The sequence below is a fragment of the Modestobacter versicolor genome, from assembly GCF_014195485.1.
GTDB lineage: Bacteria > Actinomycetota > Actinomycetes > Mycobacteriales > Geodermatophilaceae > Modestobacter > Modestobacter versicolor.
This window is the reverse complement of record NZ_JACIBU010000001.1, coordinates 980058-1006227: the sequence shown is the minus strand read 5'-3', so window position 1 is coordinate 1006227 and position 26170 is coordinate 980058. Positions and strand designations below refer to the sequence as shown.

General features: G+C 74.3%; 27 protein-coding genes. 3 read left to right on the top strand and 24 right to left on the bottom strand.

From position 1 onward, the window contains the following. Positions 1 to 13: 13 nt before the first annotated feature. Together FHX36_RS04870 and FHX36_RS04865 are read right to left on the bottom strand one after the other, a co-directional pair. The gene (locus FHX36_RS04870) at positions 14 to 556 is read right to left on the bottom strand and encodes a dihydrofolate reductase family protein (protein ID WP_221202771.1); all 543 of its coding nucleotides are present in this window, start codon (positions 554 to 556) and stop codon (positions 14 to 16) included. Positions 557 to 684: 128 nt separating this feature from the next. Then, positions 685 to 1404, bottom strand: a complete 720-nt coding sequence (locus FHX36_RS04865) for an SDR family NAD(P)-dependent oxidoreductase (protein WP_110552693.1) — start codon at positions 1402 to 1404, stop codon at positions 685 to 687. A gap of 91 nt (positions 1405 to 1495) precedes the next feature. Between FHX36_RS04865 and FHX36_RS04860 the strand changes: the two genes are divergently transcribed. Next, positions 1496 to 2110 (top strand): TetR/AcrR family transcriptional regulator, encoded by a 615-nt coding sequence (locus FHX36_RS04860; RefSeq protein ID WP_110552692.1) that lies wholly within the window; start codon positions 1496 to 1498, stop codon positions 2108 to 2110. Between the two features lie 9 nt (positions 2111 to 2119). On the opposite strand, the gene FHX36_RS23790 is transcribed toward FHX36_RS04860, so the two are convergent. Together FHX36_RS23790 and FHX36_RS04850 are read right to left on the bottom strand one after the other, a co-directional pair. Beyond that, positions 2120 to 2608, bottom strand: a complete 489-nt coding sequence (locus tag FHX36_RS23790; protein WP_110552691.1) for an Lrp/AsnC family transcriptional regulator — start codon at positions 2606 to 2608, stop codon at positions 2120 to 2122. After that, positions 2583 to 3731 carry a M24 family metallopeptidase gene (locus FHX36_RS04850; protein WP_258372798.1) on the bottom strand — a complete coding sequence of 383 codons (1149 nt, stop codon included), beginning with the start codon at positions 3729 to 3731 and terminating at the stop codon, positions 2583 to 2585. Before FHX36_RS04850 ends, FHX36_RS23790 begins: the two co-directional genes overlap by 26 nt. A 75-nt stretch (positions 3732 to 3806) precedes the next feature. Between FHX36_RS04850 and FHX36_RS04845 the strand changes: the two genes are divergently transcribed. After that, positions 3807 to 4715, top strand: a complete 909-nt coding sequence (locus FHX36_RS04845; RefSeq protein ID WP_110552689.1) for a 5'-3' exonuclease — start codon at positions 3807 to 3809, stop codon at positions 4713 to 4715. A gap of 7 nt (positions 4716 to 4722) precedes the next feature. Here the strand turns inward: FHX36_RS04845 and FHX36_RS04840 are convergent, their stop codons facing one another. From FHX36_RS04840 to FHX36_RS04805, 8 genes are all read right to left on the bottom strand, one after another. Next, complete coding sequence (locus FHX36_RS04840) at positions 4723 to 5676, bottom strand: DUF4333 domain-containing protein (RefSeq protein ID WP_110552688.1); 954 nt, start codon at positions 5674 to 5676, stop codon at positions 4723 to 4725. 109 nt (positions 5677 to 5785) lie between these two features. Continuing rightward, positions 5786 to 8647: a DEAD/DEAH box helicase gene (locus FHX36_RS04835; RefSeq protein ID WP_183513541.1), complete on the bottom strand. Its 2862-nt coding sequence runs from the start codon at positions 8645 to 8647 to the stop codon at positions 5786 to 5788. A gap of 34 nt (positions 8648 to 8681) precedes the next feature. After that, a complete protein-coding gene (locus FHX36_RS04830; RefSeq protein ID WP_343056568.1) occupies positions 8682 to 9584 on the bottom strand; it encodes a diacylglycerol kinase family protein in 903 nt (300 codons plus the stop codon). After that, positions 9585 to 10529, bottom strand: coding sequence for a twin-arginine translocase subunit TatC (gene tatC / locus FHX36_RS04825; RefSeq protein ID WP_258373085.1), 945 nt, complete (start codon positions 10527 to 10529; stop codon positions 9585 to 9587). Positions 10530 to 10554: 25 nt separating this feature from the next. Continuing rightward, a complete protein-coding gene (gene tatA, locus FHX36_RS04820) occupies positions 10555 to 10905 on the bottom strand; it encodes a Sec-independent protein translocase subunit TatA (protein WP_110554398.1) in 351 nt (116 codons plus the stop codon). A 97-nt stretch (positions 10906 to 11002) separates the two neighbouring features. Beyond that, positions 11003 to 11221: a hypothetical protein gene (locus FHX36_RS04815; protein WP_110554397.1), complete on the bottom strand. Its 219-nt coding sequence runs from the start codon at positions 11219 to 11221 to the stop codon at positions 11003 to 11005. A 39-nt stretch (positions 11222 to 11260) separates the two neighbouring features. Beyond that, positions 11261 to 12226 carry a helix-turn-helix transcriptional regulator gene (locus tag FHX36_RS04810; RefSeq protein WP_183513540.1) on the bottom strand — a complete coding sequence of 322 codons (966 nt, stop codon included), beginning with the start codon at positions 12224 to 12226 and terminating at the stop codon, positions 11261 to 11263. Continuing rightward, positions 12223 to 13200, bottom strand: coding sequence for a helix-turn-helix transcriptional regulator (locus FHX36_RS04805; RefSeq protein WP_110554227.1), 978 nt, complete (start codon positions 13198 to 13200; stop codon positions 12223 to 12225). The genes FHX36_RS04810 and FHX36_RS04805 overlap by 4 nt, the downstream gene beginning before the upstream one ends. A gap of 39 nt (positions 13201 to 13239) precedes the next feature. Between FHX36_RS04805 and FHX36_RS04800 the strand changes: the two genes are divergently transcribed. Next, positions 13240 to 14358: a DUF3866 family protein gene (locus FHX36_RS04800; protein ID WP_110554228.1), complete on the top strand. Its 1119-nt coding sequence runs from the start codon at positions 13240 to 13242 to the stop codon at positions 14356 to 14358. A gap of 23 nt (positions 14359 to 14381) precedes the next feature. On the opposite strand, the gene FHX36_RS04795 is transcribed toward FHX36_RS04800, so the two are convergent. The 12 genes from FHX36_RS04795 to FHX36_RS04740 form a co-directional block, all read right to left on the bottom strand. Further along, complete coding sequence (locus FHX36_RS04795; protein ID WP_183513539.1) at positions 14382 to 15131, bottom strand: SDR family oxidoreductase; 750 nt, start codon at positions 15129 to 15131, stop codon at positions 14382 to 14384. 37 nt (positions 15132 to 15168) lie between these two features. Then, positions 15169 to 15726: a GNAT family N-acetyltransferase gene (locus FHX36_RS04790; protein WP_110553970.1), complete on the bottom strand. Its 558-nt coding sequence runs from the start codon at positions 15724 to 15726 to the stop codon at positions 15169 to 15171. Beyond that, on the bottom strand, positions 15723 to 16409 hold the full coding sequence (locus FHX36_RS04785) for an alpha/beta fold hydrolase (RefSeq protein WP_110553969.1): 687 nt from the start codon (positions 16407 to 16409) through the stop codon (positions 15723 to 15725). The genes FHX36_RS04790 and FHX36_RS04785 overlap by 4 nt, the downstream gene beginning before the upstream one ends. A 39-nt stretch (positions 16410 to 16448) precedes the next feature. Continuing rightward, entirely contained in the window at positions 16449 to 17438 is a 990-nt protein-coding gene (locus FHX36_RS04780) for a GNAT family N-acetyltransferase (RefSeq protein WP_110553968.1), read from the bottom strand. A 22-nt stretch (positions 17439 to 17460) separates the two neighbouring features. Then, positions 17461 to 18819 (bottom strand): Pup--protein ligase, encoded by a 1359-nt coding sequence (gene pafA, locus FHX36_RS04775; RefSeq protein ID WP_110553967.1) that lies wholly within the window; start codon positions 18817 to 18819, stop codon positions 17461 to 17463. 59 nt (positions 18820 to 18878) lie between these two features. Beyond that, a complete protein-coding gene (prcA, locus tag FHX36_RS04770; RefSeq protein ID WP_183513537.1) occupies positions 18879 to 19793 on the bottom strand; it encodes a proteasome subunit alpha in 915 nt (304 codons plus the stop codon). Between the two features lie 3 nt (positions 19794 to 19796). Next, complete coding sequence (gene prcB, locus FHX36_RS04765; RefSeq protein ID WP_181428815.1) at positions 19797 to 20642, bottom strand: proteasome subunit beta; 846 nt, start codon at positions 20640 to 20642, stop codon at positions 19797 to 19799. A 105-nt stretch (positions 20643 to 20747) separates the two neighbouring features. After that, on the bottom strand, positions 20748 to 20852 hold the full coding sequence (locus FHX36_RS23355) for a hypothetical protein (protein ID WP_281371952.1): 105 nt from the start codon (positions 20850 to 20852) through the stop codon (positions 20748 to 20750). Positions 20853 to 21390: 538 nt separating this feature from the next. Continuing rightward, a complete protein-coding gene (locus tag FHX36_RS04755) occupies positions 21391 to 21600 on the bottom strand; it encodes a ubiquitin-like protein Pup (RefSeq protein ID WP_110552756.1) in 210 nt (69 codons plus the stop codon). Positions 21601 to 21675: 75 nt separating this feature from the next. After that, positions 21676 to 23181 carry a depupylase/deamidase Dop gene (dop, locus tag FHX36_RS04750; protein WP_110552757.1) on the bottom strand — a complete coding sequence of 502 codons (1506 nt, stop codon included), beginning with the start codon at positions 23179 to 23181 and terminating at the stop codon, positions 21676 to 21678. Between the two features lie 94 nt (positions 23182 to 23275). After that, on the bottom strand, positions 23276 to 25054 hold the full coding sequence (gene arc, locus FHX36_RS04745) for a proteasome ATPase (protein ID WP_110552758.1): 1779 nt from the start codon (positions 25052 to 25054) through the stop codon (positions 23276 to 23278). A 140-nt stretch (positions 25055 to 25194) separates the two neighbouring features. Next, entirely contained in the window at positions 25195 to 26148 is a 954-nt protein-coding gene (locus FHX36_RS04740; protein ID WP_110552759.1) for a tRNA (adenine-N1)-methyltransferase, read from the bottom strand. Positions 26149 to 26170: the final 22 nt, after the last annotated feature.

Below are 26170 nucleotides of genomic sequence, written 5' to 3'. Positions count from 1 at the left end.
GCGCGCCGGGCGCTCAGCGCCTGACCTGGTACCTGGTCAGCACCACGCCGCCGGGGAACGTCCGGGTCTCCACCAGGGTCAGGGCCACCCGGCTGTCCAGGGCCGGGAAGAACGGCGTGCCGCCGCCGACCAGGACCGGGTGGGTGACGACCGCGTACTCGTCGACCAGCCCGGCCCGCACCGCCGCTGCGGCGAGGGTGGCGCCGCCGACGTCCATCGGACCGCCGTCCTCGGCCTTGAGCCGGGTCATCTCGGTGACCGCGTCCCCGGTGACCAGGCGGGCGTTCCCGTCGACCGCGCGGAGCGTCGCGGAGAACACCACCTTCGGCACGTCCCGCCAGCGGCGGGCGTACTCGACCACCGCGGGGGTGGCGCCGGGCTGCTGGTCGGCGGTCGGCCAGTGCGCGTTCATCCCCTCCCACAGCCGGCGCCCGTACAGCGCCAGGCCGGTCGCCCCCACCCGGTCGGACCACCACTGGAACAGCTCGTCGCTCGGCACGCCCCAGCTGAGGTCGTCCCCCGGCGCCGCGACGTAGCCGTCCAGGGACGTGCTCATGCCGAACGTCAGTCTCCGCACGGGGTCATCCTCCGGTGGGTCGGTGTCGAGGGGGCAGACCCGCACGGCGCGGAGAACTCATCGGTCCCGCCCCACCGGGCGTCGGTCGACGACCACGCCGCCGGGAGTCAGAGCCGGGAGACCATCCGGCCGAGGGACTGCGGGGCGATCCGCAGCATGGTCGGCATCAGCCGCGTCTGGCCCGGCAGGGCCATCGGCCGGCGGCCCCGGAGCGCGCGCAGCGTGACCGCCGCGACCTCGGCCGGGGACAGCTTCGGCCCGGTGGTGCCGGTGTTCATCGGGGTGTCCGTGGTCGGCGGGAGGACCTCGAGAACGTGGGTGCCCCGGGGGGCGAGCTGCCGGCGCAGGCCGTCGGCGAAACCGTGCAACCCGGCCTTGACGGCGCCGTAGGTCGGGGCCCTGGTGGGCGACACCAGGGCGAACCCCGAGGTCACGAACACGACCGCACCCAGGGCCGGCCAGCGCTGCAGCACCTCGCCGGTCAGGTGGATGGGCGCGGTGAGGTTGAGGTCGACCTCGGCGTCCAGCTCCCCGGTGGCGGCGTCGTCCCCGGTGAAGTCCCGCTCGACGAACGTGCCGGCGTTGTTGACCAGCACGTCGAGCCGGCCGAACCGCTCGGAGACCGCGTCGAGCAGGGCTGCTCTCGCGTCCGGCGCGGTCACGTCGGCCCGGACGGCGAGCGCCCGGGGGTGCGCCTGGGCGAAGCGGTCGAGGGCGGCCTGCGACCGCCCGCAGACGACCACCTCGGCCCCGTCCGCCTCGAAGGCCTCGGCGAGCGCCAGGCCGATGCCCGAGGTGCCTCCGGTGATCAGTACGACTCTGCCCACGGCACGTCCTCCGCCTCATTCGGTATCGATCGGTACCGAACGAACGTAGCACTTGTGTACCGATCGATACCGAAGGCGTAGCCTGGGATTCGTGGAGACCAGGCGGACGGCGCCCATCGGCAGACCGCGGGCGTTCGACGTCGACGAGGCGCTCGACCGGGCGGTGCGGGTCTTCTGGGCGCACGGCTACGAGGGCGCCAGCCTCGACGACCTGACCGGCGCCATGGGCATCACCCGCACGAGCATGTACCGGGCCTTCGGCAACAAGGAGGAGCTCTTCCGCCAGGCCCTGGAGCGCTACACCGAGGGGACGGCGTCCTACGTCGTCCGCGCCCTGGAGCAGCCGACCGCCCGAGAGGTGGCCGGCACGTTCCTCCTCGGCGCCGTCCGGTCGACCACCCAGCCGGACTCCCCCACCGGGTGCCTCGGCGTGCAGGGCGCGCTCGCGGCCGGCGAGCCCGGCCGCCCGGCCCGCGACACGCTCGCCGCCTGGCGGGAGGGGGGCACCGCCCACCTGCGCGACCGGTTCCAGCGGGCGGTCGACGAGGGCGACCTGCCGGCCGGGGCAGATCCCGCCCTGCTCGCCCGGTACCTGATGACCGTGGCCAACGGGATCGCCGTCCAGGCGGCGGGCGGCACCCCCCGCGAGGAGCTCCAGCTGGTGGCCGACCTGGCGCTGCAGGCCTGGCCCCCGGCCGGCTCCTGACCGAGCCGGTCAGACGGGCGGGCGGTCCTCGTAGAACGTGGACAGGACGACGGTCGTGCGGGTGCTGACGTTCGCCGCGGCCCGGATCTCGTGCAGCAGCGCCTCCAGCGCGTCCGGCGAGGCCACCCGCACCTTGAGGATGTAGCTCTCCAGCCCGGCGACGGAGTGGCAGGCCTCGATCGCCGACAGGTGGGCCAGCCGGGCGGGGGCGTCGTCGGGCTGGCCGACGTCGATCGGCGTGATCGACACGAATGCGGTCAGCGGCAGCCCGAGCGCCTTGGCGTCCAGGTGTGCCGCGTAACCGGTGATCAGGCCGCGCTGCTCGAGCCGGCGCACCCGCTGGTGCACCGCGGACACCGACAGCCCGACCAGCTCGGCCAGGTCGGTGTAGCTGGCCCGCCCGTCGCGGGCGAGCGCGCTGAGCAGGGCCCGGTCGACGTCGAGAGCGACGGTGGGCTGACCCGGCGCCGGGTCAGCCGGGGAGTTCGACGAGCTCACGGGTGCCCTCGTTCAGGTTCCGGACGCCGTCGTCGGTGCAGACGACGATGTCCTCGATGCGCGCGCCGTACCGGCCCGGCAGGTAGATGCCCGGCTCGACGGAGAAGGCCATGCCCGGCTCGAGCGGCAGGTCGTTGCCCTCGACGATGTAGGGGGCCTCGTGGCTGTCCAGGCCGATGCCGTGCCCGGTGCGGTGGATGAAGTACTCGCCCCACCCGGCGTCGGTGATCACCTGGCGGGCCACGGCGTCGACCTGCGCGCAGGTGACCCCGGGCCGCACGGCTGCCACGGCGGCCGCCTGGGCCCGCTGGAGCACCGTGTACCACTCGCGCAGGCTGCGGGCGGCGACGCCGCCGACGAGGTAGGTGCGGGTGCAGTCGGAGCGGTAGCCGGTCGCGGTCTCGCCGCCGATGTCGACGACCACCACGTCACCGGCCTGCACGACCCGGTCGGAGAGCTCGTGGTGCGGGCTGGCGCCGTTCGGCCCGGAGCCGACGATGGTGAAGTCGACCGCGACGTGCCCCTCGGCCAGGATCGCGGCCGCGATGTCGGCGCCGACCTCGGCCTCGGTGCGGCCGACCCGCAGCCACTCCCCCATCCGGGCGTGCACCCGGTCGATGGCCGCGCCGGCCAGGGCCAGCTCGGTGACCTCGGCGGGGGTCTTGACCATCCGCAGCCGGTCGACCACCGGGCTGCCCAGCTCCAGCGTCGCGCCGGGCAGCGCCCGCTGGATGCCCAGCGCGTGCTCGGCCCAGGTGCGGTTGCCCACGGCCACCCGGGTGGGGGCGGCGCCCAGCCGGGCGGTGACCGCCTCGGCCAGCCGGGCGAACGGGTCGTCGGTCTCGTCCCAGGCCAGCACCTCCAGGCCCAGCGCGCCGGCCGGGGAGGCGTCGACCATCGGGGCCTCCAGGCGGGGCACCACGAGCAGCGGCTCACCGCGGCGCGGCACCGCCAGCGCGGTCAGCCGCTCCATGGCGTGCGCGTGGTAGCCGGTCAGGTAGCGGAGGTCGGAGCCGGGCGTGACCACGAGGACGTCGACGCCGACCTCGTCGGCGACCGCGCGGGCGGCGTGCACCCGGTCGACGGGCACCAGCGGGGACGGGGAGGGGGGAACGGCGACCACGTGCGCAGACTAACCAGCAGCTCCGGCAGCTCCGACCCTCGTCACCGCACCGTTACGGTGCCAGCCGTGACGACCATGCTGCTGGACGCCGCCAGCCTGTACTTCCGCGCCTTCTACGGGGTGCCGACCAGCGTCACCACCCCCGACGGCCGTCCGATCAACGCCGTCCGCGGCTTCCTGGACATGACCGCCCGGCTGGTCGTCGCGCACCGCCCCGACCGCTGGGTGGCCTGCTGGGACGACGACTGGCGCCCGGCGTTCCGGGTCGACGCGCTGCCCACCTACAAGGCGCACCGGGTGGCGCCGGAGGGTGGCGAGGAGACTCCCGACGAGCTCGGCCCGCAGGTGCCGGTGCTGGTCGAGGTGCTCGCCGCGGCCGGGCTCGAGCGGGTCGGCGCACCCGGCTACGAGGCCGACGACGTGATCGGCACCCTGGCCACCCGGGCCCGCGGGCCGGTCGACATCGTCACCGGCGACCGCGACCTCTTCCAGCTGGTCGACGACGCCCGCTCCGTCCGGGTGCTCTACACCAACCGCGGGATCAACGACCTGGAGTTCGTCGACGAGGCCGCCGTCGCGGCCAAGTACGGCATCCCCGGCCGGGCCTACGCCGACTTCGCGGTGCTGCGCGGCGACCCGAGCGACGGGCTCCCCGGCGTCTCCGGGGTGGGCGCCAAGACCGCGGCGGCGCTGATCAACGAGTTCGGCTCGCTGGCCGGCATCCGGGCGGCCGCCGAGCGGGCCGTCGTCCCGAAGCCGCCGCTGACCGCCGCGGTGCTGAAGCGGCTGCACGCGGCGGCCGACTACATGGACGCCGCGCCGGCCGTCGTCGCCGTCGTCACCACCATCGACCTGCCGCCGGTGGACGGCGAGCTGCCCCGCCGCCCCGCGGACCCCGAGGCGCTGGCCGCCCTCGCCGAGCAGCACGGCCTGGAGTCGTCGGTGCGGCGGCTGGGCGCGGCGCTGGGCTGGCCGCAGGACTGAGCCGGGCTCAGCTGTCCGACCAGGTGTAGGCCCCGTCCTCGCTGGTGATCGTGATGGTGATCGTCACCGGGTCGTCGTCGGCGGTGGTGCCGTCGCACTGGTAGCTCTCGCCGGTCTCGACGGTCATCTCCTGGTCGCAGCTGAGGTCGAGGGCGACGCCCTCGCGCTGCTCGAACTGCTCGGCCACGTCGCGCTGCACCGACTGCGGGTCCAGCCGGGTCGAGCCGAGCAGGAACGGCAGCGTGATCGCCGCACCGATCACCAGCACCGCGAGGACGACGAGGCCGACGACCTTCGGCGACCGCGACTTCTTCCGGGCCGGCTGCTCGGGCTGCCCCCACGCGCCGTACTGGCCGTACTGGCCCTGCTGCCCGTAGCCGCCCTGCTGCCCGTAGCCGCCCTGCTGCCCGTACTGGCCGCCGTACTGGCCCGGCTGGCCGTACTGGCCCTGCTGCTGACCCGGCTGGCCGTACTGGCCGCCGTACTGCCCTGGTTGGCCGTACTGCCCTGGCTGGCCGTACTGCCCTGGCTGCCCGTACTGCCCCGGCTGCCCGTGACCCGCGGGCGCGCCGTACTGGCCGGGGGTGCCGTACTGGCTCGGCGGCGAGTACCCGCCCTGCGGCCCGTACTGGCCCTGCTGCCCGTACCCGCCCTGCTGCCCGTACCCGCCCTGCTGGCCGTACTGGCCGCCGTACTGGGCGGGCTGCCCGTACTGGCCCGGCTGCTGGCCGTACTGCCCCTGCTGACCGGACTGGTTGCCGTACCCGGAGGGTGGACCCCAGCCGGTGTCCCGCTGTGGCGCACCGGACGCACCGGACGGCGGGCCCCAGCCGCGGTCCGGGCCGGTGGGCTGCTGGCCCCGCTGCTGCGACGGGTCCGGCTGCTGGTCGGGGTGCTGGCCCCAGCCGGGCGCGGGCGGGCGGGGGTCCTGCGGCTCCTCGCCCTGCGGCGGCTGGCTCATCGTCGCTCCTCGGTCGGACGTCGGGCTCCCGGGCGCGGTGGCTCCGCGCGGGGCGCCCGATTGTGTCCTACCGCGGCCCCGCTCACCCAGCACGTCCGGTGCGGCGCGCTCAGCCGCTGACCGCGACGGCCACCACCCCGCGGCGCACCCGGCCGACCGCGGCGCGGGCGATCCCGGCCAGCGGCTGGTCGGCGACCTTGGCGAGCTGGTCGAGCAGGTCGATCAGCTGCCGGGCCCACCGCACGAAGTCACCGCCGGACAGCTCGGTGCCCGCCTGCTCGGCGCCGGCCAGCACCCGGTCCAGGCTCTGCCCGTCGGCCCAGCGGTACGCCGCCCAGACGAACCCCAGGTCGAGGTCCCGGGTCACCGGCACCTCGTGCTCCCGCTCCACGTCGGCCAGCCGGGCGTGCACCCGGCGCATCTCGGCCAGCGCGGTGGTCACCTTCCCGGCCGGCACGGACGGCGAGCCGGGGCCCTCCCGCCGGGCCTCGAAGACCAGCGCCGAGACGCAGCCGGCCAGCTCGGCCGGGGTGAGCCCGCGGAAGACGCCGGCCCGCAGGCACTCGGCGGTGAGCAGGTCGGTCTCCGACCAGATCCGGCTCAGCCGGCGGCCGTCGTCGGTCACCACCGGCGACTCCTCCGGGGGCAAGCCGTCCTCCGGTGGCTCGACCGGCAGCTCGGCCACCGGGTGCAGGTAGCCGAGCTCCTGCAGGACGTCGCAGGTGCGGTCGAACTGCCGGGTCAGCGAGCCGGTGCGCTCGGCCATCTGCCGGTGCAGCCGCTCGGCGTCCCGCAGCTCGCGCAGCCAGCGGTCGGCGGCGCGCACCCGCTCCTCCCGGTCGGGCAGCGAGTGCACCGGGTGGGCCCGCATGGCGTGCCGCAGGTCGGCGAGCACCGGGTCGTCGGCGGCGGCCGAGCGGCCCCGGGTGCGTCGGGCGCCCAGGTCGTTCTCGACCCGTGCGGTGCGCAGCGTGGCGGCGAGGTCGCGGCGGGCGTGCGGGCTGCGGTGGTTGAAGTTCTTCGGCACCTTGACCCGGGCCAGCGCCGTCACCGGTGAGGGGAAGTCCACCGAGCCCAGCCGGCCGGCCCACTTGTCCTCGGTGAGCACCAGCGGGCGGGGTTCGGAGAGCTCGGTGGTGCCGGGGTCCAGCACCACGGCCAGGCCCTGCCGGCGCCCGCTCGGCACCCGGATGACGTCGCCGGCGCGGAGCGCGGCCAGCGACTCGGTCGCCTCCATCCGACGCTTCGCCTGCGAGTCGCGGGACAGCGCCTTCTCCCGCTCGGAGATCTCCAGCCGCAGCCGCGCGTACCCGGCGACGTCCAGGGCGGAGTCGGGCAGCCCGCCGTTCATCTCCGTGAGCAGCCGGGCGGCGTCCTCCTCGTGCCGGGCGGCCGACCGGGCCAGCCCGACCACCGAGCGGTCGGCCTGGAACTGGGCGAAGGAGGAGGCGAGCAGCTCCCGGGCGCGCTCCCGGCCGAAGGCGCCGACCAGGTTGACCGCCATGTTGTAGCTGGGCCGGAACGACGAGCGCAGCGGGTAGGTGCGGGTGCTGGCCAGCCCGGCGACCACCGCCGGGTCGACCCCGGGCGCCCAGACCACCACCGCGTGGCCCTCGATGTCGATGCCGCGGCGGCCGGCCCGGCCGGTGAGCTGGGTGTACTCCCCCGGCGTGACGTCGGCGTGCGCCTCGCCGTTCCACTTCACCAGCCGCTCGAGCACGACGGTGCGGGCCGGCATGTTGATGCCCAGCGCGAGGGTCTCGGTGGCGAACACCGCCTTGACCAGGCCGCGGACGAAGCACTCCTCGACGGTCTCCTTGAACGCGGGCACCAGACCGGCGTGGTGGGCGGCGACCCCGGCCAGCAGGCCCTCTCGCCACTCCCAGAAGCCCAGGACGTGCAGGTCCTCCTCGGGCAGCGAGCCGGTGCGCCGATCGATGACCTCGGCGATCGCGGCCCGCTCGTTCTCGTCGGTGAGCCGCATGCCGGCGCCCAGGCACTGGTGGACGGCGGCGTCGCAACCGGTGCGGCTGAAGACGAAGGTGATCGCCGGCAGCAGCCCGGCACGGTCCAGCCGGTCGATCACCTCGGGGCGGGACGGCGGCCGGTAGCGGGGCTTGTGGCCGCTCCCGCCGGTGCTCCGCAGCCCGCCGCCACCGCCGCCGTGCCAGGAGTCGAACCGCCGCTCCTGCTCGTGCACGTAGCGCACCAGCTCGGGGTCGACGACCGCGCGGCCCCGCTCACGGGTCGACAGCCCCCGGGGGGTCTGCTCCCACTCCCCCGCGTGCGCGGCGGGCCGCAGCGCGAACAGGTCGAACACCCGCCCGCCGACCAGCATGTGCTGCCACAGCGGGATCGGCCGCACCTCGCTGACCACGACCTTGGTGTCGCCGCGGACGGTGACCAGCCAGTCGGCGAACTCCTCGGCGTTGCTCACCGTCGCCGACAGCGAGACCAGCCGGACGTGCTCGGGCAGGTGGATGATCACCTCCTCCCAGACCGCGCCGCGGAACCGGTCGGCGAGGTAGTGCACCTCGTCCATCACCACGTAGCCGAGGTCGGTGAGCGCCGGGGAGTCGACGTAGAGCATGTTGCGCAGCACCTCGGTGGTCATCACCACCACCGGTGCGTCGCCGTTGATGGCGTTGTCCCCGGTGAGCAGGCCGACCTTCGCCGCGCCGTACCGGTCGCAGAGGTCGCTGTACTTCTGGTTCGACAGCGCCTTGATCGGCGTCGTGTAGAACGCCTTGCGGCCCTCCTGCAGCGCCTTGTGCACGGCGAACTCGCCGACGACGGTCTTGCCGGCGCCGGTCGGGGCGCACACGAGCACTCCGGAGCCCTCCTCCAGCGCCTCGCAGGCCTCCACCTGGAACGGGTCCAGGGAGAAGCCGAGCTCAGCGGTGAAGTCCGAGAGGGTGGGGTGCGCGGTGCGCCGGCGGGCAGCTGCGTACCGCTCGGCCGGGCTGGACATGCCCCCACCGTATGCGCGCGCGGGCGGTCCGGCCTCAGGTCCTCCCGGTGCCGACGACGCCGACCGCCCCGGGCACGCAGACCGTCAGCGCGGGCAGGGCGCAGACCGGCTCGCCGTCGGCGTAGGTGGTCAGGCCGGCGCCGTGCAGCGACACCTCGCGGCCGCGCAGCACGGTGACCGCCGGGTGGCCGACGTGGGTGCCGGCGGCCAGCCGGGGGCGGGTGCGCACCAGCTCCCGCCGGCTCACCGGCCCGACGACGACCACCTCGAGCAGGCCGTCGGCGGGGTCGGCGCCCGGGGCGATCCGCAGCCCGCCGCCGTACCAGGCGGTGTTCGCGACGGCGACCAGGGTGACGTCGCGCTCGCTGCCCGCCCCGTCGACGGTCAGCGCCACCGGGCGCGGCCGCAGGCGGGCCAGCTCGGCGAGGATGGCGATGTCGTAGCGCCGCGGGCCGCGCGGCCAGCGGAGCCGGTTGGCCCGGTCGGTGACCGCCGAGTCGAAGCCGCAGCACAGCACCGTGGCCCACCAGCGGTCGCCGGTGCGGGCGGCGTCGATCCGCCGGGCGGTGCCGGTGAGCACGTCCTCGGCCAGCGCCCGGGCCGCGGCGACCGGGTCGGCCGGCACGCCGAGGGCCAGCGCCAGGTCGTTGCCGGTGCCGGCCGGCAGCACGCCCAGCGGTGTGCCGGTGCCCGCGACGGCCTGCAGGACGGCGTGCGCGGCGCCGTCACCGCCCAGCGCGGCGACCGCCGCCACCCCGTCGGCCACCGCGGCCGCGGCCTGCCGCGCGGCGTCGTCCCGGTCGGCGGCCGCCAGCACCCGCGGCCGGACGCCCGCGGCGGTCAGCGCATCGGTGACCGCCGCCCGGGCGCGGAGCGCGCGGCCGCGGCCGGCGGCGCCGTTGACCAGCACGGCCACCTCGGGCAGCGGCACGGGCACTCAGTTCTGGGTGTGCGCCGGCGCGTCGAGCGGGCTGGGGGCGGGGTCCAACGGGCTGGGGGCGGAGTCCAGCGGGCTGGGGGCCGCGTCCAGCGGGGAGGCCTCGTCGTCGTCCAGGTCGGCCAGGCCCAGGGCCGCCTCGCGCTTGGCCCGGCGCTTGTCGACGAACCGGGCGACCTGGATGGCGATCTCGAACAGCACGCACATCGGCCCGGCCATCAGCAGCATGGTGAACGGGTCCTGGGTGGGGGTGATGAACGCGGCGAAGACGATGGTCAGGAAGTAGATCCAGCGCCTTGCTTTGGACAGCACGGAGTGCGACAGGACGCCGATCAGGTTCAGCACCACGGCGATCAGCGGCAGCTCGAAGCTCACCCCGAAGGCCAGCAGCAGGGAGATGACGAAGCCGATGTAGTCCTGCGCGGTCAGCGCCACCACCACGCCGTCACCGGCCAGGCTCAGCAGCAGCCGCAGGCCGGCCGACAGGGAGAGGTAGGCCAGCGCCGCACCGAGGGCGAACAGCAGCGTGGAGGCGGCCACGAACGACAGGCCGTAGCGCTTCTCGTTCTTCTTCAGGCCCGGGGTGAGGAAGCCCCAGACCTGGTACAGCCAGAACGGCGCCGACAGCACGATCCCGGCGATGAAGGAGATCTTCAGCCGGATCAGCGCACCGCCGAAGACGTCGGTGACCAGCAGCCCGCAGCTGCCGTCGGCGTCGTTGTAGCGGAGGTCGTCGGGCAGGTTGCAGTAGGGCGCCCGGATGAAGTCGCCGAGCCCGTGCTCGTACCACCAGAACGCGACCGCGGTGCCGATCAGCACGAAGAACAGGGCGATCCCGATGCGGTTGCGCAGCTCGCGGAGGTGGCCGATCAGCGACATCGTCGCCGCGGCGTCCCGTTCGGGACGCCGCGGGCGGCGGTCGCGCGTTCGCCCTGCCAGGGTCACGGGCGCAGGTCTGCCGGTGCTGCGGTCAGCGGTGGTCGGGGGCAGCAGCCGACGCGCGGGCCTGCTCGGCGCGGGCCTGCTCGGCGCGCACCCGGGCGTCGGCGGCACGGGCCTCGGCCGCGCGGGCCTCGGCCTCGTAGTCGACGGCGGGGGCGGCGGTCGGGGTCACCGGGGGCACGATCGTGCCGGTCACCGGGCTGACGCGCGCCTCGTCCTTGGTGCGGACGTCGTCGTCCTTCATGCCCTTCATCTCGCCCTTGAAGATCCGCAGCGAGCGGCCCAGCGAGCGCGAGGCGTCCGGCAGCTTCTTGTAGCCGAAGAGCAGCAGGATGGCCAGGATGATCAGGCCGATCTCCGGTGCGCCGAGTCCGAGCATGGGTTCCTCCGTGACGTGGGACTGGGCCCGACTCTACGCCGGGGAGGTCGCGGTACCAGGGGCTGCGGGAGCTGTACGTGCCCCGTCCACCTGCGGTTCAGTCGGCTGACGCCGGTCGGTCGGCGCCCTGCTCGGCCCGCTGCGCGGCGGCCCGCGCGGCCGCTGCCTGGGCCTCGGCGAGCAGCGGCTGGACGTCGCGCTCGAGTCCGCGCAGCTCACGGCCGAGCCGCCCGGCGGCGCCGAGCAGGCCGTAGCCCAGGACGCCGAGCACGAGCAGCGCGAGCACGGCCACGGCGATCCACACGATCAGCAACACGGGGACGACCCTAGCCGCCAGGATGCGGCCGCTGCGCCGTCAGCCCGTGTAGCGGGCCAGCGCGGCCCGCGCCTCGCCGGCCACCTGGGCGGCGAGCTCGGCGGGCTCGTCGACGGTCGCCGCGCCCCCGAGGGAGGCCACCAGCCGGCGGGCCCAGGCCAGGTCGGAGGTGCGCACCGTCACCGCCAGCCCGCCGGGCGGGTCGCTGACCTCGGACTGCTCCTCCACCGGGTAGTAGTCGGCGATCCAGCGGGCGGTGCGGGCCAGCCGCAGCCGCACCAGCGGTGCCTCGGCCGCCGGCTGGTACAGCCCGTCGTCCAGGTCGCGCTCGTGCGCCTCCGGCGGCGGGGCGGCCGGCTCGTCGAGCACGGCGACCTCGTCGATCCGGTCCAGCCGGAACAGCCGGGTGCCCTCGACGTTGCGGCACCACGCCTCCAGGTACCAGTGCCCGTCGACCAGCAGCAGCCGCATCGGGTCGACCGTGCGCTCGGTGCGCTCGTCGCGGCTGGGCACGTAGTAGTGCAGGTGCAGCGCGCGGTGCCGCTCCAGCCCGGCGCGGACGACGGCCAGCGACTGCTCCCGCGCGTCGACGCTGACCACGACCGGGGCGGCGGCCTCCGCGGGGTGCCCCGCAGCCGCGGAGACCTTGGCCAGCGCGCGGCTGACCGCCTCGCCCTCGGCCAGGCCGGGCAGCTCCAGCAGGGTGCGCAGCGCGACGATCAGCGCGACCGCCTCGTCGGTGGACAGCTTCAGCGGGCGGACCATGCCCGCGGTGAAGGTCACCCGCACCCGGTCGCCCTCGAAGGCCAGGTCGATCAGGTCGCCGGGGCCGTGGCCGGGCAGCCCGCACACCCACAGCAGGTCCAGGTCGCGGCGCAGCTGGGCCTCGGTGACGCCGAAGTCGCCGGCCGCGTCGGCCAGCCGGACGCCGTCGGGCCGGGCCTGCAGGTAGGGCACCAGGGCCAGCAGCCGGGTCATCCGCTCGGCGGTGCTGGGCGCGGTCATGCCCGGCCGTCCAGGGCGGCCAGCCGGGTGAGCCGCTCGACGACGGCCTCGCGCATCCGCTGCGGCGCCTCCACCAGCACGTCGGGCCCGTAGGCGGCCAGCTGGTCGGCCAGCGACCACGGCTCGGTGGTGCGCACCTGCAGCCGGTCGTCGCCGTCCTCGGCCGAGCCGAGCGGCTCGGCGTGCCGGCGCAGCCCGATCGCGGTGCCGGGCCGGGCCCGGACGATCACCAGGTGCTCCTCGCGGGCCTCCTGGCCGGCCACCACCGCGGCCAGGTCCAGGTCGGCCGGGGGCTCGAAGGCGCCCGCGGGGCCGCTGGCCTTGGGCGTGCCCGTCACCCGGGAGAGCCGGAACACCCGGGGTGCGGCCCGCTCCAGGTCGTGCCCGACCAGGTACCAGCGGCCGTGCCAGGCGACCACGCCCCACGGCTGGACCCGGCGGCGGGACGCCTTGTCCGCGTCGGGGCGGCGGTAGTCGAAGGTGAGCACCCGGCGGTCGCGGGCGGCGGCGTAGCAGGGCTCGAACGCCGGCTCCCCGGCGTCCAGCCGCGGCTGGATCGGGATGCCCCGGGACTGGTCGACCTCGACGCCGGCCGCGCGCAGCTTCACCAGGGCGCTCTGCGCGGCGCCGGCGAGCTGGGCGGACTGCCACAGCCGCAGCGCCAGGCCGACGGCGGCGGCCTCCTCGCCGGTCAGCGTGATCTCCGGCAGCTCGTACTCGGCCCGGGCGATGCGGTAGCCGTCCTCGGTGTCGAAGACGCTCGTGCGGCCGGTCTCCAGCGGGACCCCGATCTCCCGCAGCTCGGCCTTGTCCCGCTCGAACATCCGCTTGAACGCCTCGTCGGCCCGCTCCGTGCCGTCGTCGGGCTCGTAGCCGGGCACCGTGGCGCGGATCTTCGCCGCCGAGACGTACTGCCGGGTGCCGAGCAGGGCGATGACCAGGTTGACCAGTCGTTCCGCCCGCTTGGCTGCCACGGGCACAGGCTAGTGCCCCGCGCTCGCTAGCCTCTGCGGGTGACGAGCACCCCCTCCCCCGCTCCCGGTCCCCGCATCCGCTGGCGGCGCGGCCGGGTCGTCGCGCTCGGCCGGTCCTGGCGCGACGCGCAGGAGATGACCGTCGAGGTGCCCGGCGACGGGACGCTGCGGGCGCTGGCGCACCCCTCGGTCGTGGGCTCCCCGGTGGTGGGCGACGAGGTGCTGCTCAACACCACCGCGTGGGCGCAGCGGCTGGGCACCGGCGGGTACGCGCTGGTCGTCGCCGTCCCCGACCGGCTGCCGGCCGACCCCACCGGGCCGGGGCACCTGGTCAAGGGCCGCTACTCGCCGCTGCAGGTGACCGTGCAGGGCGTCGACGAGCAGGAGACCGAGCACCACGCGGTGATCGCCGCGGCCGAGGACATCGCCGGCATGCCGGTCGTGGTGGCCGACCTGCACTCCGCGCTGCCCGCGGTGCTGGCCGGCGTGCAGGCCACCGACCCGGCGCTGCGGGTGGCCTACGTGATGACCGACGGCGGAGCGCTGCCCGCGGCGTTCTCCCGGACGCTCGACGCGCTGGCCGGGTCGCTGGCCGGCGTGGTCACCGTCGGGCAGGCCTTCGGCGGCGACCTCGAGGCGGTCACCGTGCACACCGGCCTGCTGGCCGCCCGGCACGTGCTGCAGGCCGACGTCACCGTGGTCACCCAGGGCCCGGGCAACCTGGGCACCGGCACGCCGTGGGGGTTCTCCGGCGTCGCGGCCGGTGAGGCCTGCAACGCCGTGCACGTGCTCGGCGGGCAGACGGTGGGGGCGCTGCGGATCTCCGACGCCGACCCGCGGCCGCGGCACCGCGGGGTCTCCCACCACTCGCTGACCGCCTTCGGCCGGGTCGCCCTGGGCGGGGTGGCCCTGGTGGCGCCCCGCGGGCTCGGCTCCGAGCTGGGCAGCCAGGTCGAGGAGGACCTCGCCGGCCAGCCGCAGCGCAACCGGGTCGAGTGGGTGGACACCGAGGGGCTGGAGACCGCGCTGGAGGGGCTGCCGGTGACGCTGTCGACGATGGGCCGCGGCCTGGCCGAGGACCGCGCCTACTTCCTGGCCGCCGCGGCGGCCGGCCGGTACGCCGCCCAGCTGACCCTGTTCGGCCCGCTGCCGGCCTGAGCCCACGCTGCCCGCCCGAGCGGTCAGGCGCCGCGGCGGAAGCCGCCCTCGGCGTCGATCGTCCGGCCGGTCACCGAGCGGGCGTCGGGGCCGGTCAGCCAGGCGACGACGGCGGCCGCCTCGGCCGGGGTGTTCCACCGCCCGCGGGGCATCGCCCGGGCGACGACGTCCTGGGTCGCCGCCGACGCCCAACCGGTGTCGGTCGGGCCCGGGTTGAGGCAGTTGACGGTGATGTCGGCGCCGATCAGCGCGTCGGCCAGCGACAGCGTCATCTGCTGGACGGCGCCCTTGCTGATCGCGTAGGGCAGCTCGTCGGGCATCGGGCCGAGGTGCTGGCCCGAGGTGAACAGGACGACCGAGCCCGGCCCGGCGGACACCTCGTGCTGGGCGGCGAAGGACTGGGTGAGCAGCAGGCTGCCGCGGGCGTTGACCGCGAAGCACAGGTCGACCTCGGCGGCGGTGACGTCGGCGAGCCGGCCCTGCGCGCTGCGGGCGTGCGCGGCCACCAGCGTGGTCAGCGGCCCGACGGCGTCCCGGGCGGCGGCGACCAGCGCGGCCGGCGCCGCGGGGTCGGCCAGGTCGACGCTCAGGTGGGGTGGGTCGCCCAGCTCGGCCAGCACCGCGGGCAGGTCGTCGGCGCCCCAGGGCTGCTCCGCGTCGTGCGGTGCCCACGACTGCACGACGACCCGGTCGCCCCGGTCCAGCAGCCGCCGGGCGACCGCCGTCCCGATGCTCGCGCGGCGGCTGACCCCGGTGACCAGTGCGGTGCCCATGGGGGCAGTCTCGCCGGGCGCGCGAGCCGTTTCCGGGTCAGACCACCCGGCTCACGACCCACGCGTGCTTGCCGACCTGGCGGACGCGGTCGAAGCCGTGCTCCTCGAAGAGCTCGACGGTGGCGCTGTAGAGGAACCGGCCGTGCGCCGTGCGGCCCGCGGTCACCTCGGGGATGGCCTCCACCAGCCCACCGCCCGCTGCGGCGATCTCCTCCAGCGCGCCGGCCAGCCCGGCCCGGGCGATCCCCTGCCCGCGGTGCCGGGGGTCGACGTAGAAGCAGGTGACCCGCCAGTCCGGGCGCGGCGGCGGGTCCTGGTCGTACACCCGCCGGTGCTTGATGGTGGGCAGCTCGTCGGGGTCGCCGAACTGGCACCAGCCCTGCGCGACGCCGTCCGCGTCGAGCACGAGCGCGGCGTGCGCCCGGTCGCTGAGCACCCGCTCGCGCTTGAGCTCCCGGTGGTCGATGCCCCGCTGCCCGCGCTCGGGGTGCCAGCCGGTGCACCAGCAGCCGCCGAAGACGCCGTTGTTGCGCTCGACCAGCTCGGCGAAGACGTCCCAGGTGTCCGGCCCCAGCGGCCGGGTCGTCCAGCTCACCGCCCGTCCGCCGCGGCGGCCAGCACCCGGGCCAGCTCGGCGGGCCGGCTGACCATCGGCCAGTGGCCGGAGTCGAGGTCGACGTACTCCAGGTGCTCGGCCCGGGCCAACTCGGGGACGTCGCCCGCGCCGATCCACCCGCGTGCGTCACCGGCGCTGAACTCGGGGCAGACCAGCACGACCGGGACCCCGAACCGCCGCTCGTCGGTGAACCGGACGACGCCGCGGCTCACGCCCACCGGCACCGGGGTCATCCGGGCCGCCAGGCCGCGCCGGGCCGCCTCGTCCAGGTCGGCGGAGTCCGGCCCATCGAACGCGCTCCAACCGGGGAACGGCATCAGCCCGTCCTGCGGCTCGAAGAAGTCGGCGTAGGCGGTGCCGTCCGCTGCCGGGAAGCCGCCGACCAGGACGACGCCGGCGACCCGCTCCGGCCGTGCGTCGGCGGCCAGCCAGGCCAGCGTGGCCGCCGCGGAGTGGCCGACGACCAGCGGCTGCCCGTCCGCCCCGTCGACGGCGGCCAGCACCGCGGCGAGCTGGTCGTCGAGGGTCGCGCCGGCCGCGCCGTCGCCCTGCCCCGGGAGCTGGACCGGCACCGGGCGGTGACCCAGCTGCGTCAGGGTGGGCAGCACGTCGTCCCAGGCGGAGGCGTCGAGCCACAGGCCGGCGATGAGCAGGATGTCCATGGCGGGCAGGCTAGAGCGGGTTCCGGACGGTCGGCGTCCTCAGCGCAGGATCAGCTGGTACTCGTGGGTGCGCTCGACGAGGCGGAAGCCGAACCGGGCGTTGACCCGCTGCATCGGCGCGTTGCCGGTCGCCGTCCAGGTGTGCAGCCGGCGCGGGCCGCCGTCCAGCTGCGCCAGGTTGGCCAGCTTGAGCCGGTAGCCGAGGCCGGCGCCGCGGTGCTGCGGGAGGACGAACGTGTCGTCCTGCAGCGCCTCCTCGGGCTGCTCGAGGTCAGCGTAGACCAGCGTGTAGCCGGCCGGCTCGCCGTCGGCGGCCAGCGCGAGGGTGGCCAGGGACCGGTAGGTGCGGGCCAGCCGCGCCTCGGTCGCGCGCACCCGGGCGGCGTCCCAGCGGGCCGCCTCGCGGGTCAGCCCGCCGGTGGGCACGTCGCCGCTCATCGCCGACCACATCGCGGCGTAGGCGTCGACGAACTCCGCCGGGCAGGCGCCCGCCCAGGACACCAGCCGGTACCCGGGTGCGGGCGGCACCGGGGCGGGGTGCGCGGGGAGCGGCAGCACCAGGTGCTCCTCGACGTTCTCCGAGCCGAAGCCCAGCGCCTCGGCGAACCGGGCGCCGGGCCAGGTGCGCACGCTCTCGCCGTCCGGGACGTGCACCTCGGTCTGGACGACGGTGCGGCCCTGCTGGTCGAGGTGCTCGACCGCCCAGGCCCACAGCGCCCGGCCGATGCCCTGGCGGCGGTGCTGCGGCGGGACGTCGACCTCGACCGTCGCGGTGGCCAGGTCCTCCAGCAGCGGCAGCTCGACGAGCATCGCGCCGACGAACTCGCCGCCGCGCACCGCGGCGACCGCGGTGCGCCGCCGGGACTCCCCCGGGTGCTGCAGCGAGGCGGAGATCGACGCCCAGGTGACCACCAGCGGCGCGGCCCGGCCGGACCGCGCCGCCCCGGCCAGCACGTCGTACCAGCGGCGCAGCGCCGGCTCGTCCTGCGGGTCGACCTGGTCGATGGTGAGGCCCGGCGCGTCGGTCACCGGCGCAGTGTGGCCGCCGGCCTCACATGCTGGCGATCAGTTTCTCCACCCGCTCGTCGACGGACTTGAACGGGTCCTTGCACAGCACGGTGCGCTGCGCCTGGTCGTTGAGCTTGAGGTGCACCCAGTCGACGGTGAAGTCGCGGCGCTTCTCCTGCGCGCGGCGGATGAACTCGCCGCGCAGCTTGGCCCGGGTGGTCTGCGGCGGCACGTTCTTCGCCTCGAAGATCGCCGGGTCGTGGGTGACCCGCTCGACCTGCCCGGCCTTCTCCAGCAGGTAGTACAGCCCGCGGTTGCGCCGGATGTCGTGGTAGGCGAGGTCCATCTGGGCCACCCGCGGGCTGGACAGCGGCAGGTCGCGCTTGGCCCGGTACCGCTCGATCAGCTGGTACTTGATGGCCCAGTCGACCTCGCGGTCGATCAGCGAGAGGTCGCCGCTGTCGACGGCCTTGAGGGTGCGGCCCCACAGCTCGAGCATCTGCCGGTGCACCGGGCCGTAGCCCTCGCGGTCGACGAACTCCGCGGCCCGGTCGTGGTACTCCTGCTGGATCTCCAGCGCCGACATCTCCCGGCCGTTGGCCAGCCGGACCTTGCGCCGCCCGGTCATGTCGTGGCTGATCTCGCGGATCGCCCGGATCGGGTTCTCCAGCGTCATGTCGCGCAGCACCACGCCGGTCTCGATCATCCGCAGCACCAGGTCGGTGATGGTGACCTTGAGCAGCGTCGTCGTCTCGCTCATGTTCGAGTCGCCGACGATCACGTGCAGCCGGCGGTACTTCTCGGCGTCGGCGTGCGGCTCGTCGCGGGTGTTGATGATCGGCCGGGACCGGGTGGTGGCGCTGGAGACGCCCTCCCAGATGTGCTCGGCCCGCTGGCTGACGCAGTAGACCGCGCCGCGCGGGGTCTGCAGCACCTTGCCCGCGCCCACGACCATCTGCCGGCTCACCAGGAACGGGATGAGCACGTCGGCCAGCCGGCTGAACTCGCCATGCCGCCCGACGAGGTAGTTCTCGTGGCAGCCGTAGCTGTTGCCCGCGGAGTCGGTGTTGTTCTTGAACAGGTAGATGTCGCCGGTGACGCCCTCCTCGTTGAGGCGCTGCTCCGCGTCGACCATCAGGCCCTCGAGGATCCGCTCGCCGGCCTTGTCGTGGACGACCAGCTCGGTGAGGTCGTCGCACTCGGCGGTGGCGTACTCGGGGTGGCTGCCGACGTCCAGGTAGAGCCGGGAGCCGTTGCGCAGGAAGACGTTGGAGCTGCGCCCCCAGGAGACGACCCGGCGGAACAGGTAGCGGGCCACCTCGTCGGGTGACAGGCGTCGCTGGCCCTTGAAGGTGCACGTGACGCCGTACTCGGTCTCGATGCCGAAGATCCGTCGTTCCACCTCGCCGAGCCTAGGCGCCCGCGGCGCACTCGGCTCGTGTCCCGAGTGCGCCGCGCCGCTCACTGCCCGTCGTCCGGTGCGTCGCCGTCGGTGCCGCCGCCGACGCCGTCCTGGGTGCTCGGCTGGGCCGAGGCCTCCTCGGTGCCACCGGCGGTGTCGACCGCCTGCGGGTCGCCGAGGCCGGCCGGGGTGCCGGGGGCCGGCGCGCTGGGCACGTGGGTGGCCGCGGCCTCCGCCGGGGTGGCCGTCTCGGCGGGCACCGGCTCGTCGGCCAGCAGGGCGCGCAGCGCGGGGCCGACGACCCGGCGGAAGGCCCGCTTGGGACGGCGGCGATCGAGGACGGCGACCTCGAGCTGCTCGGCGGGGAGCTGCTCGTGCCCTCCCCCGTTGGCCGCCGTCGACGGGCTGACCGCGGACAGCGCCTGGACGCCCACCCGCAGCGCCTCGGCCAAGGGCAGGCCGTGGCTGAAGTGCTGGCGCAGGTTGCTGGTGACGGCGTCGGCCTGGCCGCCCATGACCACGAAGTCGGGCTCGTCGACGATCGACCCGTCGAAGGTGAGCCGGTACAGCTGGTCGGACTCGGGGGTGTCGCCGACCTCGGCGACGCAGAGCTCGACCTCGAAGGGCTTCATCTGCTGGGTGAAGACCTCGCCGAGGGTCTGCGCGTAGGCGTTGGCGATGACCCGGCCGGTGACGTCGCGGCGGTTGTAGGAGTACCCCCGGACGTCGGCCAGCCGGATGCCGGCGACCCGGAGGCTCTCGAACTCCGAGTACCGGCCGACCGCGGCGAACCCGACCCGGTCGTAGAGCTCGCTGACCTTGTGCAGGGTCGAGCTGGGGTTCTCGGCGATGAACAGGACGCCGTCGTCGTAGGTGAGGACGGCGACGCTGCGACCGCGGGAGATGCCCTTGCGGGCGTACTCCGAGCGGTCGCGCATGACCTGCTCGGCGGAGGCGTAGTAGGGCATGGTCATGGCTCAGGCCTCCCGGTTCTCGGCGGCGGACCGGTCGGCGACGATCGCGTCGGCGACGGCGGCCACCTGGTCGTCGGTGAGCCGGGCGGCCCCCTCGGCGTCGACCCGGTAGACGATCGGGAAGAGCCGCCGGACGGTGTCCGGGCCGCCGGTGGCCGAGTCGTCGTCGGCGGCGTCGTAGAGGGCTTCCACCACCGTGCGGGTGGCGGCGTCGGCGGACAGGCCGGGCCGCCAGGTCTTCTTCAGCGAGTTCTTGGCGAACAGCGAGCCGGAGCCGACGGCGGCGTAGCCGCGCTCCTCGTAGTTCCCGCCGGTGACGTCGTAGCTGAAGATGCGGCCCGGGCTCGCACCCTCGGCGGCGTCGAGGTCGTAGCCGGCGAACAGCGGGACGACGGCCAGGCCCTGCATCGCCGCGCCGAGGTTGCCGCGGATCATCCCGGCGAGGCGGTTGGCCTTGCCGTCCAGGGACATCGTCATCCCCTCGATCTTCTCGTAGTGCTCGAGCTCGACCTGGTAGAGCCGGACCATCTCGATCGCGATCCCGGCGGCACCGGCGATGCCGATCACCGACCAGGAGTCGGCGGCGTAGACCTTCTCGATGTCCCGGCTGGAGATCAGGTTGCCCATGGTCGCCCGCCGGTCGCCGCCCATCAGCACGCCGCCGTCGAAGGTGACCGAGACGATCGTGGTGGCGTGCGGGGACAGCTCGCCGACCGGGACGGCCGGCAGCGTGCGCCGGCCGGGCAGCAGGTCGGGGGCGGTGGTGCCCAGGAAGTCGGTGAACGAGGAGCCCACCCGGTCCAGGTAGGCGGGGGTGAACCCGCTCCGGCCAGTCGACTGTTCGTTCACGCGCCCGCCTCTCCTGCCGCTCCGCGGCTCCTCAGCACCGCCCGCCAGGTCGCCGGCGGACGTCGTTGCGACCCTACCGGCGGGCTCACCAGCGGGCTGGGCGCCTCACGCCTGCCCGGGCAGCGGCCCGGCGGCCTGCCCGGCGCGGTGGGCGTCGAGGTACCGGGCGGCCACCCGCAGCAGTTCCGGGTCGTCCTTGAACTGGCCCAGGCCGCCGTTGCAGTTGAAGCACAGCAGCTGCCTCGTCGCGCCGGTCGCGTCGGTCGTGGTCGACGTGCACAGCCGGTGCCGCGGCGCAGATCGCGCAGACGCCGCCCTGGTCGGCCAGCATCGCGTCGGCCTCGGCGGCGGTGATCCCGTACCGCCGCGAGAGGTGATAGGTCCGGGAGCCCCCCACCTTGTCCCGAGATGCCCGACTGCGGATGTTGTGACAGGGCTTGCAGTAGGCGTGGTAGCCGCTCGACGTCCGTCTGGTTCGCACGAAGTCGGTGAGCGGGAGGACCTGATTGCAGTCAGGGCACCACTTGTGGCCCTCCGGGATCACCAGTTCCGTCGGCGCAACTCGCTGGACGCGGGGCGAGGTACGCCGGGCCTCGCGGCTCTTCAGGGCCCGCTCAGCCAGGTGTTCCCGACAGTAGAACGCCAGCCCATCGCGCGATCGCGCGTTCTTGGAGAACTCGGAGACTGGCCGGTGACTTCGACAATCTCGACAGAACTTCGTGTCCATGTCGATTTTGCTCGAAGTTATTCACTGGCCCCCTTTTTGTACGTAAGCCCTCACAAATTCCTCCGCATTCTCCTCGAGGACCCCGTCGATCTCATCGAGCAGGGAGTCGACGTCGTCGGTGACCTCCTTGGTGCGCTCCGAGGCCGAGGTGTCGACCGACGCCTCGACCTCCTCGGTCTCCTCGCGCGAACGCGTGGACCGCTGCTGCCCACCGGTGTCCTTCGTGGCCATCTCAACCTCCGGAGCTCTGGGGACCGTGCTGGACGTGAAGTTACCCGCGGGGTGTGACGGGAAGCTGCCCGGAGATCACGAACCGGTGATGGTGTCGACCAGCTCGGCAGCGGTGGACGTCGACTCGAAGAGCGCGCCGACGTGCTCGCGGGTCCCGCGCAGCGGCTCCATCGTCGGGATCCGCACCAGGTTCTCCCGGCCGACGTCGAAGACCACCGAGTCCCAGGACGCCGCGGCGACCTGCGCGGGGTAGCGGCGCAGGCACTCGCCGCGGAAGTAGGCCCGGGTGTCCGTCGGCGGCGACGTCATCGCCCGGGTGACCTCCTCGTCGGTGAGCAGCCGCTGCATCGAGCCGCGGGCCACCAGCCGGTGGTACAGGCCCTTGTCCGGGCGGACGTCGGAGTACTGCAGGTCGACCAGCTTGAGCCGGGCGTCGCCCCACTCGAGCCCGTCGCGCGTCCGGTAGCCCTCGAGCAGCCGCAGCTTCGCCGGCCAGTCGAGCCGGTCGGCCAGCCGCATCGGGTCGATGGCGAGCTCGTCGAGCACCTCGGCCCAGCGCCGCAGCACGTCGTGGGTCTGCTCGTCGTCGTCCCCGCGCTCGGCGACGAACTTCCGCGCCATCGCCAGGTACTCCTGCTGCACCTCGAGGGCGGTCAGCTGCCGGCCGTCGCGCAGCCGCACCCGGTGGGTCAGCGACGGGTCGTGGCTGACCGCCTGCAGCGCCTCCACGGGCTCCTCGATGGTGAGGTCCTGGGTCAGCGCCCGCGCCTCGATCATCGCCAGGACGAGAGCTGAGGTCCCGACCTTGAGGTAGGTCGACAGCTCCGCCAGGTTCGCGTCGCCGATGATCACGTGCAGCCGGCGGTACTTGTCGGCGTCGGCGTGCGGCTCGTCGCGGGTGTTGATGATCGGCCGCTTCAGCGTCGTCTCCAGCCCCACCTCGACCTCGAAGAAGTCGGCCCGCTGGGAGAGCTGGAAGCCCTGGGTGCGCCCCTCCGTGCCGATCCCGACGCGCCCGGCCCCGGCGAACACCTGCCGGGTGACGAAGAACGGGATGAGCCCGCGGATGATGTCGATGAACGGCGTCGAGCGGCTCATCAGGTAGTTCTCGTGCGCGCCGTAGGAGGCGCCCTTGCCGTCGGTGTTGTTCTTGTAGAGCTGGATGGGCTGGGTGCCCGGGATCCGGGCCGCGCGGCGGGCGGCCTCGGCCATCACCCGCTCCCCCGCCTTGTCCCACAGGACGACGTCGCGCGGGTTGGTGACCTCCGGCGTCGAGTACTCCGGGTGCGCGTGGTCGACGTACAGCCGGGCGCCGTTGGTGAGGATGACGTTGGCCATCCCGGCGTCCTCGTCGAGGTCGTTGTGGTCCAGCGCGGTCGCCGGCGAGAGGTCGAACCCGCGGGCGTCGCGCAGCGGCGACTCCTCCTCGAAGTCCCACCGCGGCCGCCGCGGCGTCGGCGCCTCGGCCACCGCCCAGGCGTTCACCACCTGGCTGGACAGCGTCGTCGGGTTCGCCCCTGGCTGTCCCGGCACGGATATCCCGTACTCGAGCTCCGTGCCCATCACCCGTCGCACGCTCATGGCCCCAGGTTAGGCGGCCCCGCACGTCGGCCGCCGGGACGCCGACCGGCCCCCGCCGCAGGTGCAGCGAGGGCCGGTCGGAGGTCAGCTTCGACTACAGGTACTGGCCGGTGTTGGTCGCGGTGTCGATGGCCCGGCCGCTCTCGGCGCCCTTGCCGCTGATGAGCGTGCGGATGTAGACGATCCGCTCGCCCTTCTTGCCCGAGATCCGCGCCCAGTCGTCGGGGTTGGTCGTGTTGGGCAGGTCCTCGTTCTCCTTGAACTCGTCCACGCACGCCGCCATGAGGTGGCCGACCCGCAGGCCGCCGACGCCGGTCTCCAGCCGGTCCTTGATCGCCATCTTCTTGGCCCGGTCGACGATGTTCTGCAGCATCGCGCCGGAGTTGAAGTCCTTGAAGTACAGGACCTCCTTGTCACCGTTGGCGTAGGTGACCTCCAGGAAGCGGTTCTCCTCCGTCTCGGTGTACATCCGCTCGACGGTGCTCTGGATCATCCCGGCGATCGTGGCCTCGCGGCTGCCGCCGTGCTCGGCCAGGTCGTCGGCGTGGATCGGCAGCGTCGTCGTCAGGTACTTGCTGAAGATGTCCCGCGCGGCCTCGGCGTCCGGCCGCTCGATCTTGATCTTCACGTCGAGCCGGCCGGGCCGCAGGATCGCCGGGTCGATCATGTCCTCGCGGTTGGAGGCGCCGATGACGATGACGTTCTCCAGGCCCTCCACGCCGTCGATCTCGCTGAGCAGCTGCGGGACGATCGTGCTCTCCACGTCGGAGGAGACCCCGGACCCGCGGGTGCGGAAGATCGAGTCCATCTCGTCGAAGAAGACGATGACCGGCGTGCCCTCGCTGGCCTTCTCCCGGGCCCGCTGGAAGACCAGCCGGATGTGCCGCTCGGTCTCCCCGACGTACTTGTTCAGCAGCTCGGGGCCCTTGATGTTGAGGAAGAAGGACTTCCCCTGGCTCCGGTCGGAGTCGCCGTTGAGCTCGGCGACCTTCTTGGCCAGCGAGTTGGCCACCGCCTTGGCGATCAGCGTCTTCCCGCACCCGGGCGGGCCGTACAGCAGGATGCCCTTCGGCGGGCGCAGCTCGTACTCGCGGAACAGGTCGGCGTGCAGGAACGGCAGCTCCACGGCGTCCCGGATCTGCTCGATCTGCCGGGACAGGCCGCCGATGTCCTCGTAGTCGATGTCGGGGACCTCTTCGAGGATGAGCTCCTCGACCTCGCTCTTGGGGATCCGCTCGTAGACGTAGCCCGAGCGCGACTCCAGCAGCAGCGAGTCGCCGCTGCGCAGCGGCTGCCCCTCGAGCGAGTCGGCGAGGTAGACGACCCGCTCCTCGTCGGTGTGCCCGATGACCAGGGCGCGGCGGGGCACGCCGGGCAGCGGCTCGAGCAGCTCCTTGAGCAGGACGACGTCGCCGGCCCGCTCGAAGCCGCGGGCGGCCACGACGTTCATCGCCTCGTTGAGCATGACCTCCTGGCCGTGCTGCAGCTCCTCGACCTCGATGGCCGGGGAGACCGCCACCCGCAGCTTGCGGCCGCTGGTGAAGACGTCGACCGTGCCGTCCTCGAAGCGCTCCAGGAAGACGCCGTAGCCGGACGGCGGCTGCCCCAGCCGCTCGACCTCCTCCTTGAGCGTCACCAGCTGCTCGCGCGCCTCGCGCAGCGTGCCGGCCAGCTTGTCGTTGCGCTCGGAGAGGAAGGCCGCCCGGCCCTCCGCCTCGGCGAGCCGCTCCTCCAGTGCGCGCACCTGGCGCGGGCTGTCGGACACCTTGCGTCGCAGGAGACCGATCTCCTCCTCGAGGTAGGAGATCTGGCTCACCAGCGAGGCGACGTCACGCTCACGTCGCGCTCGGAACTCGTCGGGACCCACGGTCATCGCGCACCTCCGCACACCATCGGGGGCCAGGAAGCCAATCTATACACGCGGGCACCGACCGCGCCGCACCTCCGGAGCAGGTGCGCGCGGTGGGTCGAGGTGTCATCCCCCGGACACGTGCCGGGGACCGGGGACGGGCGTCAGGCCAGCTTCTTGCGGCGCTGGCGCATCGGCGCGACGGCGCCCTCGGCCAGCCGGCGGGCGGTGACCAGGAAGGCGGTGTGGGCGACCATCCGGTGCTCCGGTCGCACCGCCAGGCCCTCGGCGTGCCAGGGCCGCAGCAGGGTCTCCCAGGCGTACGGCTCGGTCCACACGCCCTGCGCCCGCAGCGCCTCGACGTACACCGACAGCTGGGTGGTGGTGGCCACGTAGCCGACCAGGACGCCGCCGGGCCGCAGTGCGGCCGCCACCGTGGGCAGCACGGCCCAGGGCTCCAGCATGTCCAGGACGACGCGGTCCACGACCTCGGTGGCCGGGTGCTGGTCCAGGTCGCCCAGCCGCAGCGACCAGTTGGCCGGCACCTCGCCGAAGAACGCCCCGACGTTGCCGCGGGCGACGTCGGCGAAGTCCTCGCGCCGCTCGTAGCTGGTCAGCGTGCCGTGCTCCCCCACCGCGCGCAGCAGCGAGCAGCTCAGCGCGCCCGAGCCCGCGCCGGCCTCCAGCACCCGCATGCCGGGGCCGATGTCGCCGAAGCCGACGATCTGCGCGGCGTCCTTGGGGTAGATGACCTGCGCGCCGCGGGGCATGGAGAGCACGAAGTCCGCCAGCAGCGGCCGCAGCGCCAGGTAACCGGTGTTGGCCGTCGAGTGGACGACCGAGCCCTCGGGTGCGCCGATCAGCGCGTCGTGGCTGATCGCCCCCCGGTGGGTGTGGAACTCCTTGCCCGGCTCCAGGACGACGGTGTGGTGCCGGCCCTTGGGGTCGGTGAGCTGCACGCGGTCACCGACCCGGAAGGCGCCCTCGACCGGCTCGGCCGGCTCGGCGGGGGCATCGAGAGCGTCGCCCTCGACGACCACGGGCTCGAGCGGCACGTCGGCGAGCGCCTCCGCGGCGGTCGGGGTCGTGCCGGCCGGGTGCTGCTGCTGTACGTCCACGTGGGAGCAGGGTACGGACGAC

Excerpts from the sequence above, each read along its gene's own strand:
- FHX36_RS04870 (WP_221202771.1), bottom strand. The coding sequence starts at position 556 with ATGAGCACGTCCCTGGACGGCTACGTCGCGGCGCCGGGGGACGACCTC.
- FHX36_RS04845 (WP_110552689.1), top strand. The coding sequence starts at position 3,807 with ATGCTGCTGGACGCCGCCAGCCTGTACTTCCGCGCCTTCTACGGGGTG.
- FHX36_RS04840 (WP_110552688.1), bottom strand. The coding sequence starts at position 5,676 with ATGAGCCAGCCGCCGCAGGGCGAGGAGCCGCAGGACCCCCGCCCGCCC.
- FHX36_RS04835 (WP_183513541.1), bottom strand. The coding sequence starts at position 8,647 with ATGTCCAGCCCGGCCGAGCGGTACGCAGCTGCCCGCCGGCGCACCGCG.
- tatA (WP_110554398.1), bottom strand. The coding sequence starts at position 10,905 with ATGCTCGGACTCGGCGCACCGGAGATCGGCCTGATCATCCTGGCCATC.
- FHX36_RS04810 (WP_183513540.1), bottom strand. The coding sequence starts at position 12,226 with ATGACCGCGCCCAGCACCGCCGAGCGGATGACCCGGCTGCTGGCCCTG.
- FHX36_RS04795 (WP_183513539.1), bottom strand. The coding sequence starts at position 15,131 with ATGGGCACCGCACTGGTCACCGGGGTCAGCCGCCGCGCGAGCATCGGG.
- FHX36_RS04785 (WP_110553969.1), bottom strand. The coding sequence starts at position 16,409 with ATGGACATCCTGCTCATCGCCGGCCTGTGGCTCGACGCCTCCGCCTGG.
- prcA (WP_183513537.1), bottom strand. The coding sequence starts at position 19,793 with ATGACCATGCCCTACTACGCCTCCGCCGAGCAGGTCATGCGCGACCGC.
- FHX36_RS04755 (WP_110552756.1), bottom strand. The coding sequence starts at position 21,600 with ATGGCCACGAAGGACACCGGTGGGCAGCAGCGGTCCACGCGTTCGCGC.
- dop (WP_110552757.1), bottom strand. The coding sequence starts at position 23,181 with ATGAGCGTGCGACGGGTGATGGGCACGGAGCTCGAGTACGGGATATCC.
- arc (WP_110552758.1), bottom strand. The coding sequence starts at position 25,054 with ATGACCGTGGGTCCCGACGAGTTCCGAGCGCGACGTGAGCGTGACGTC.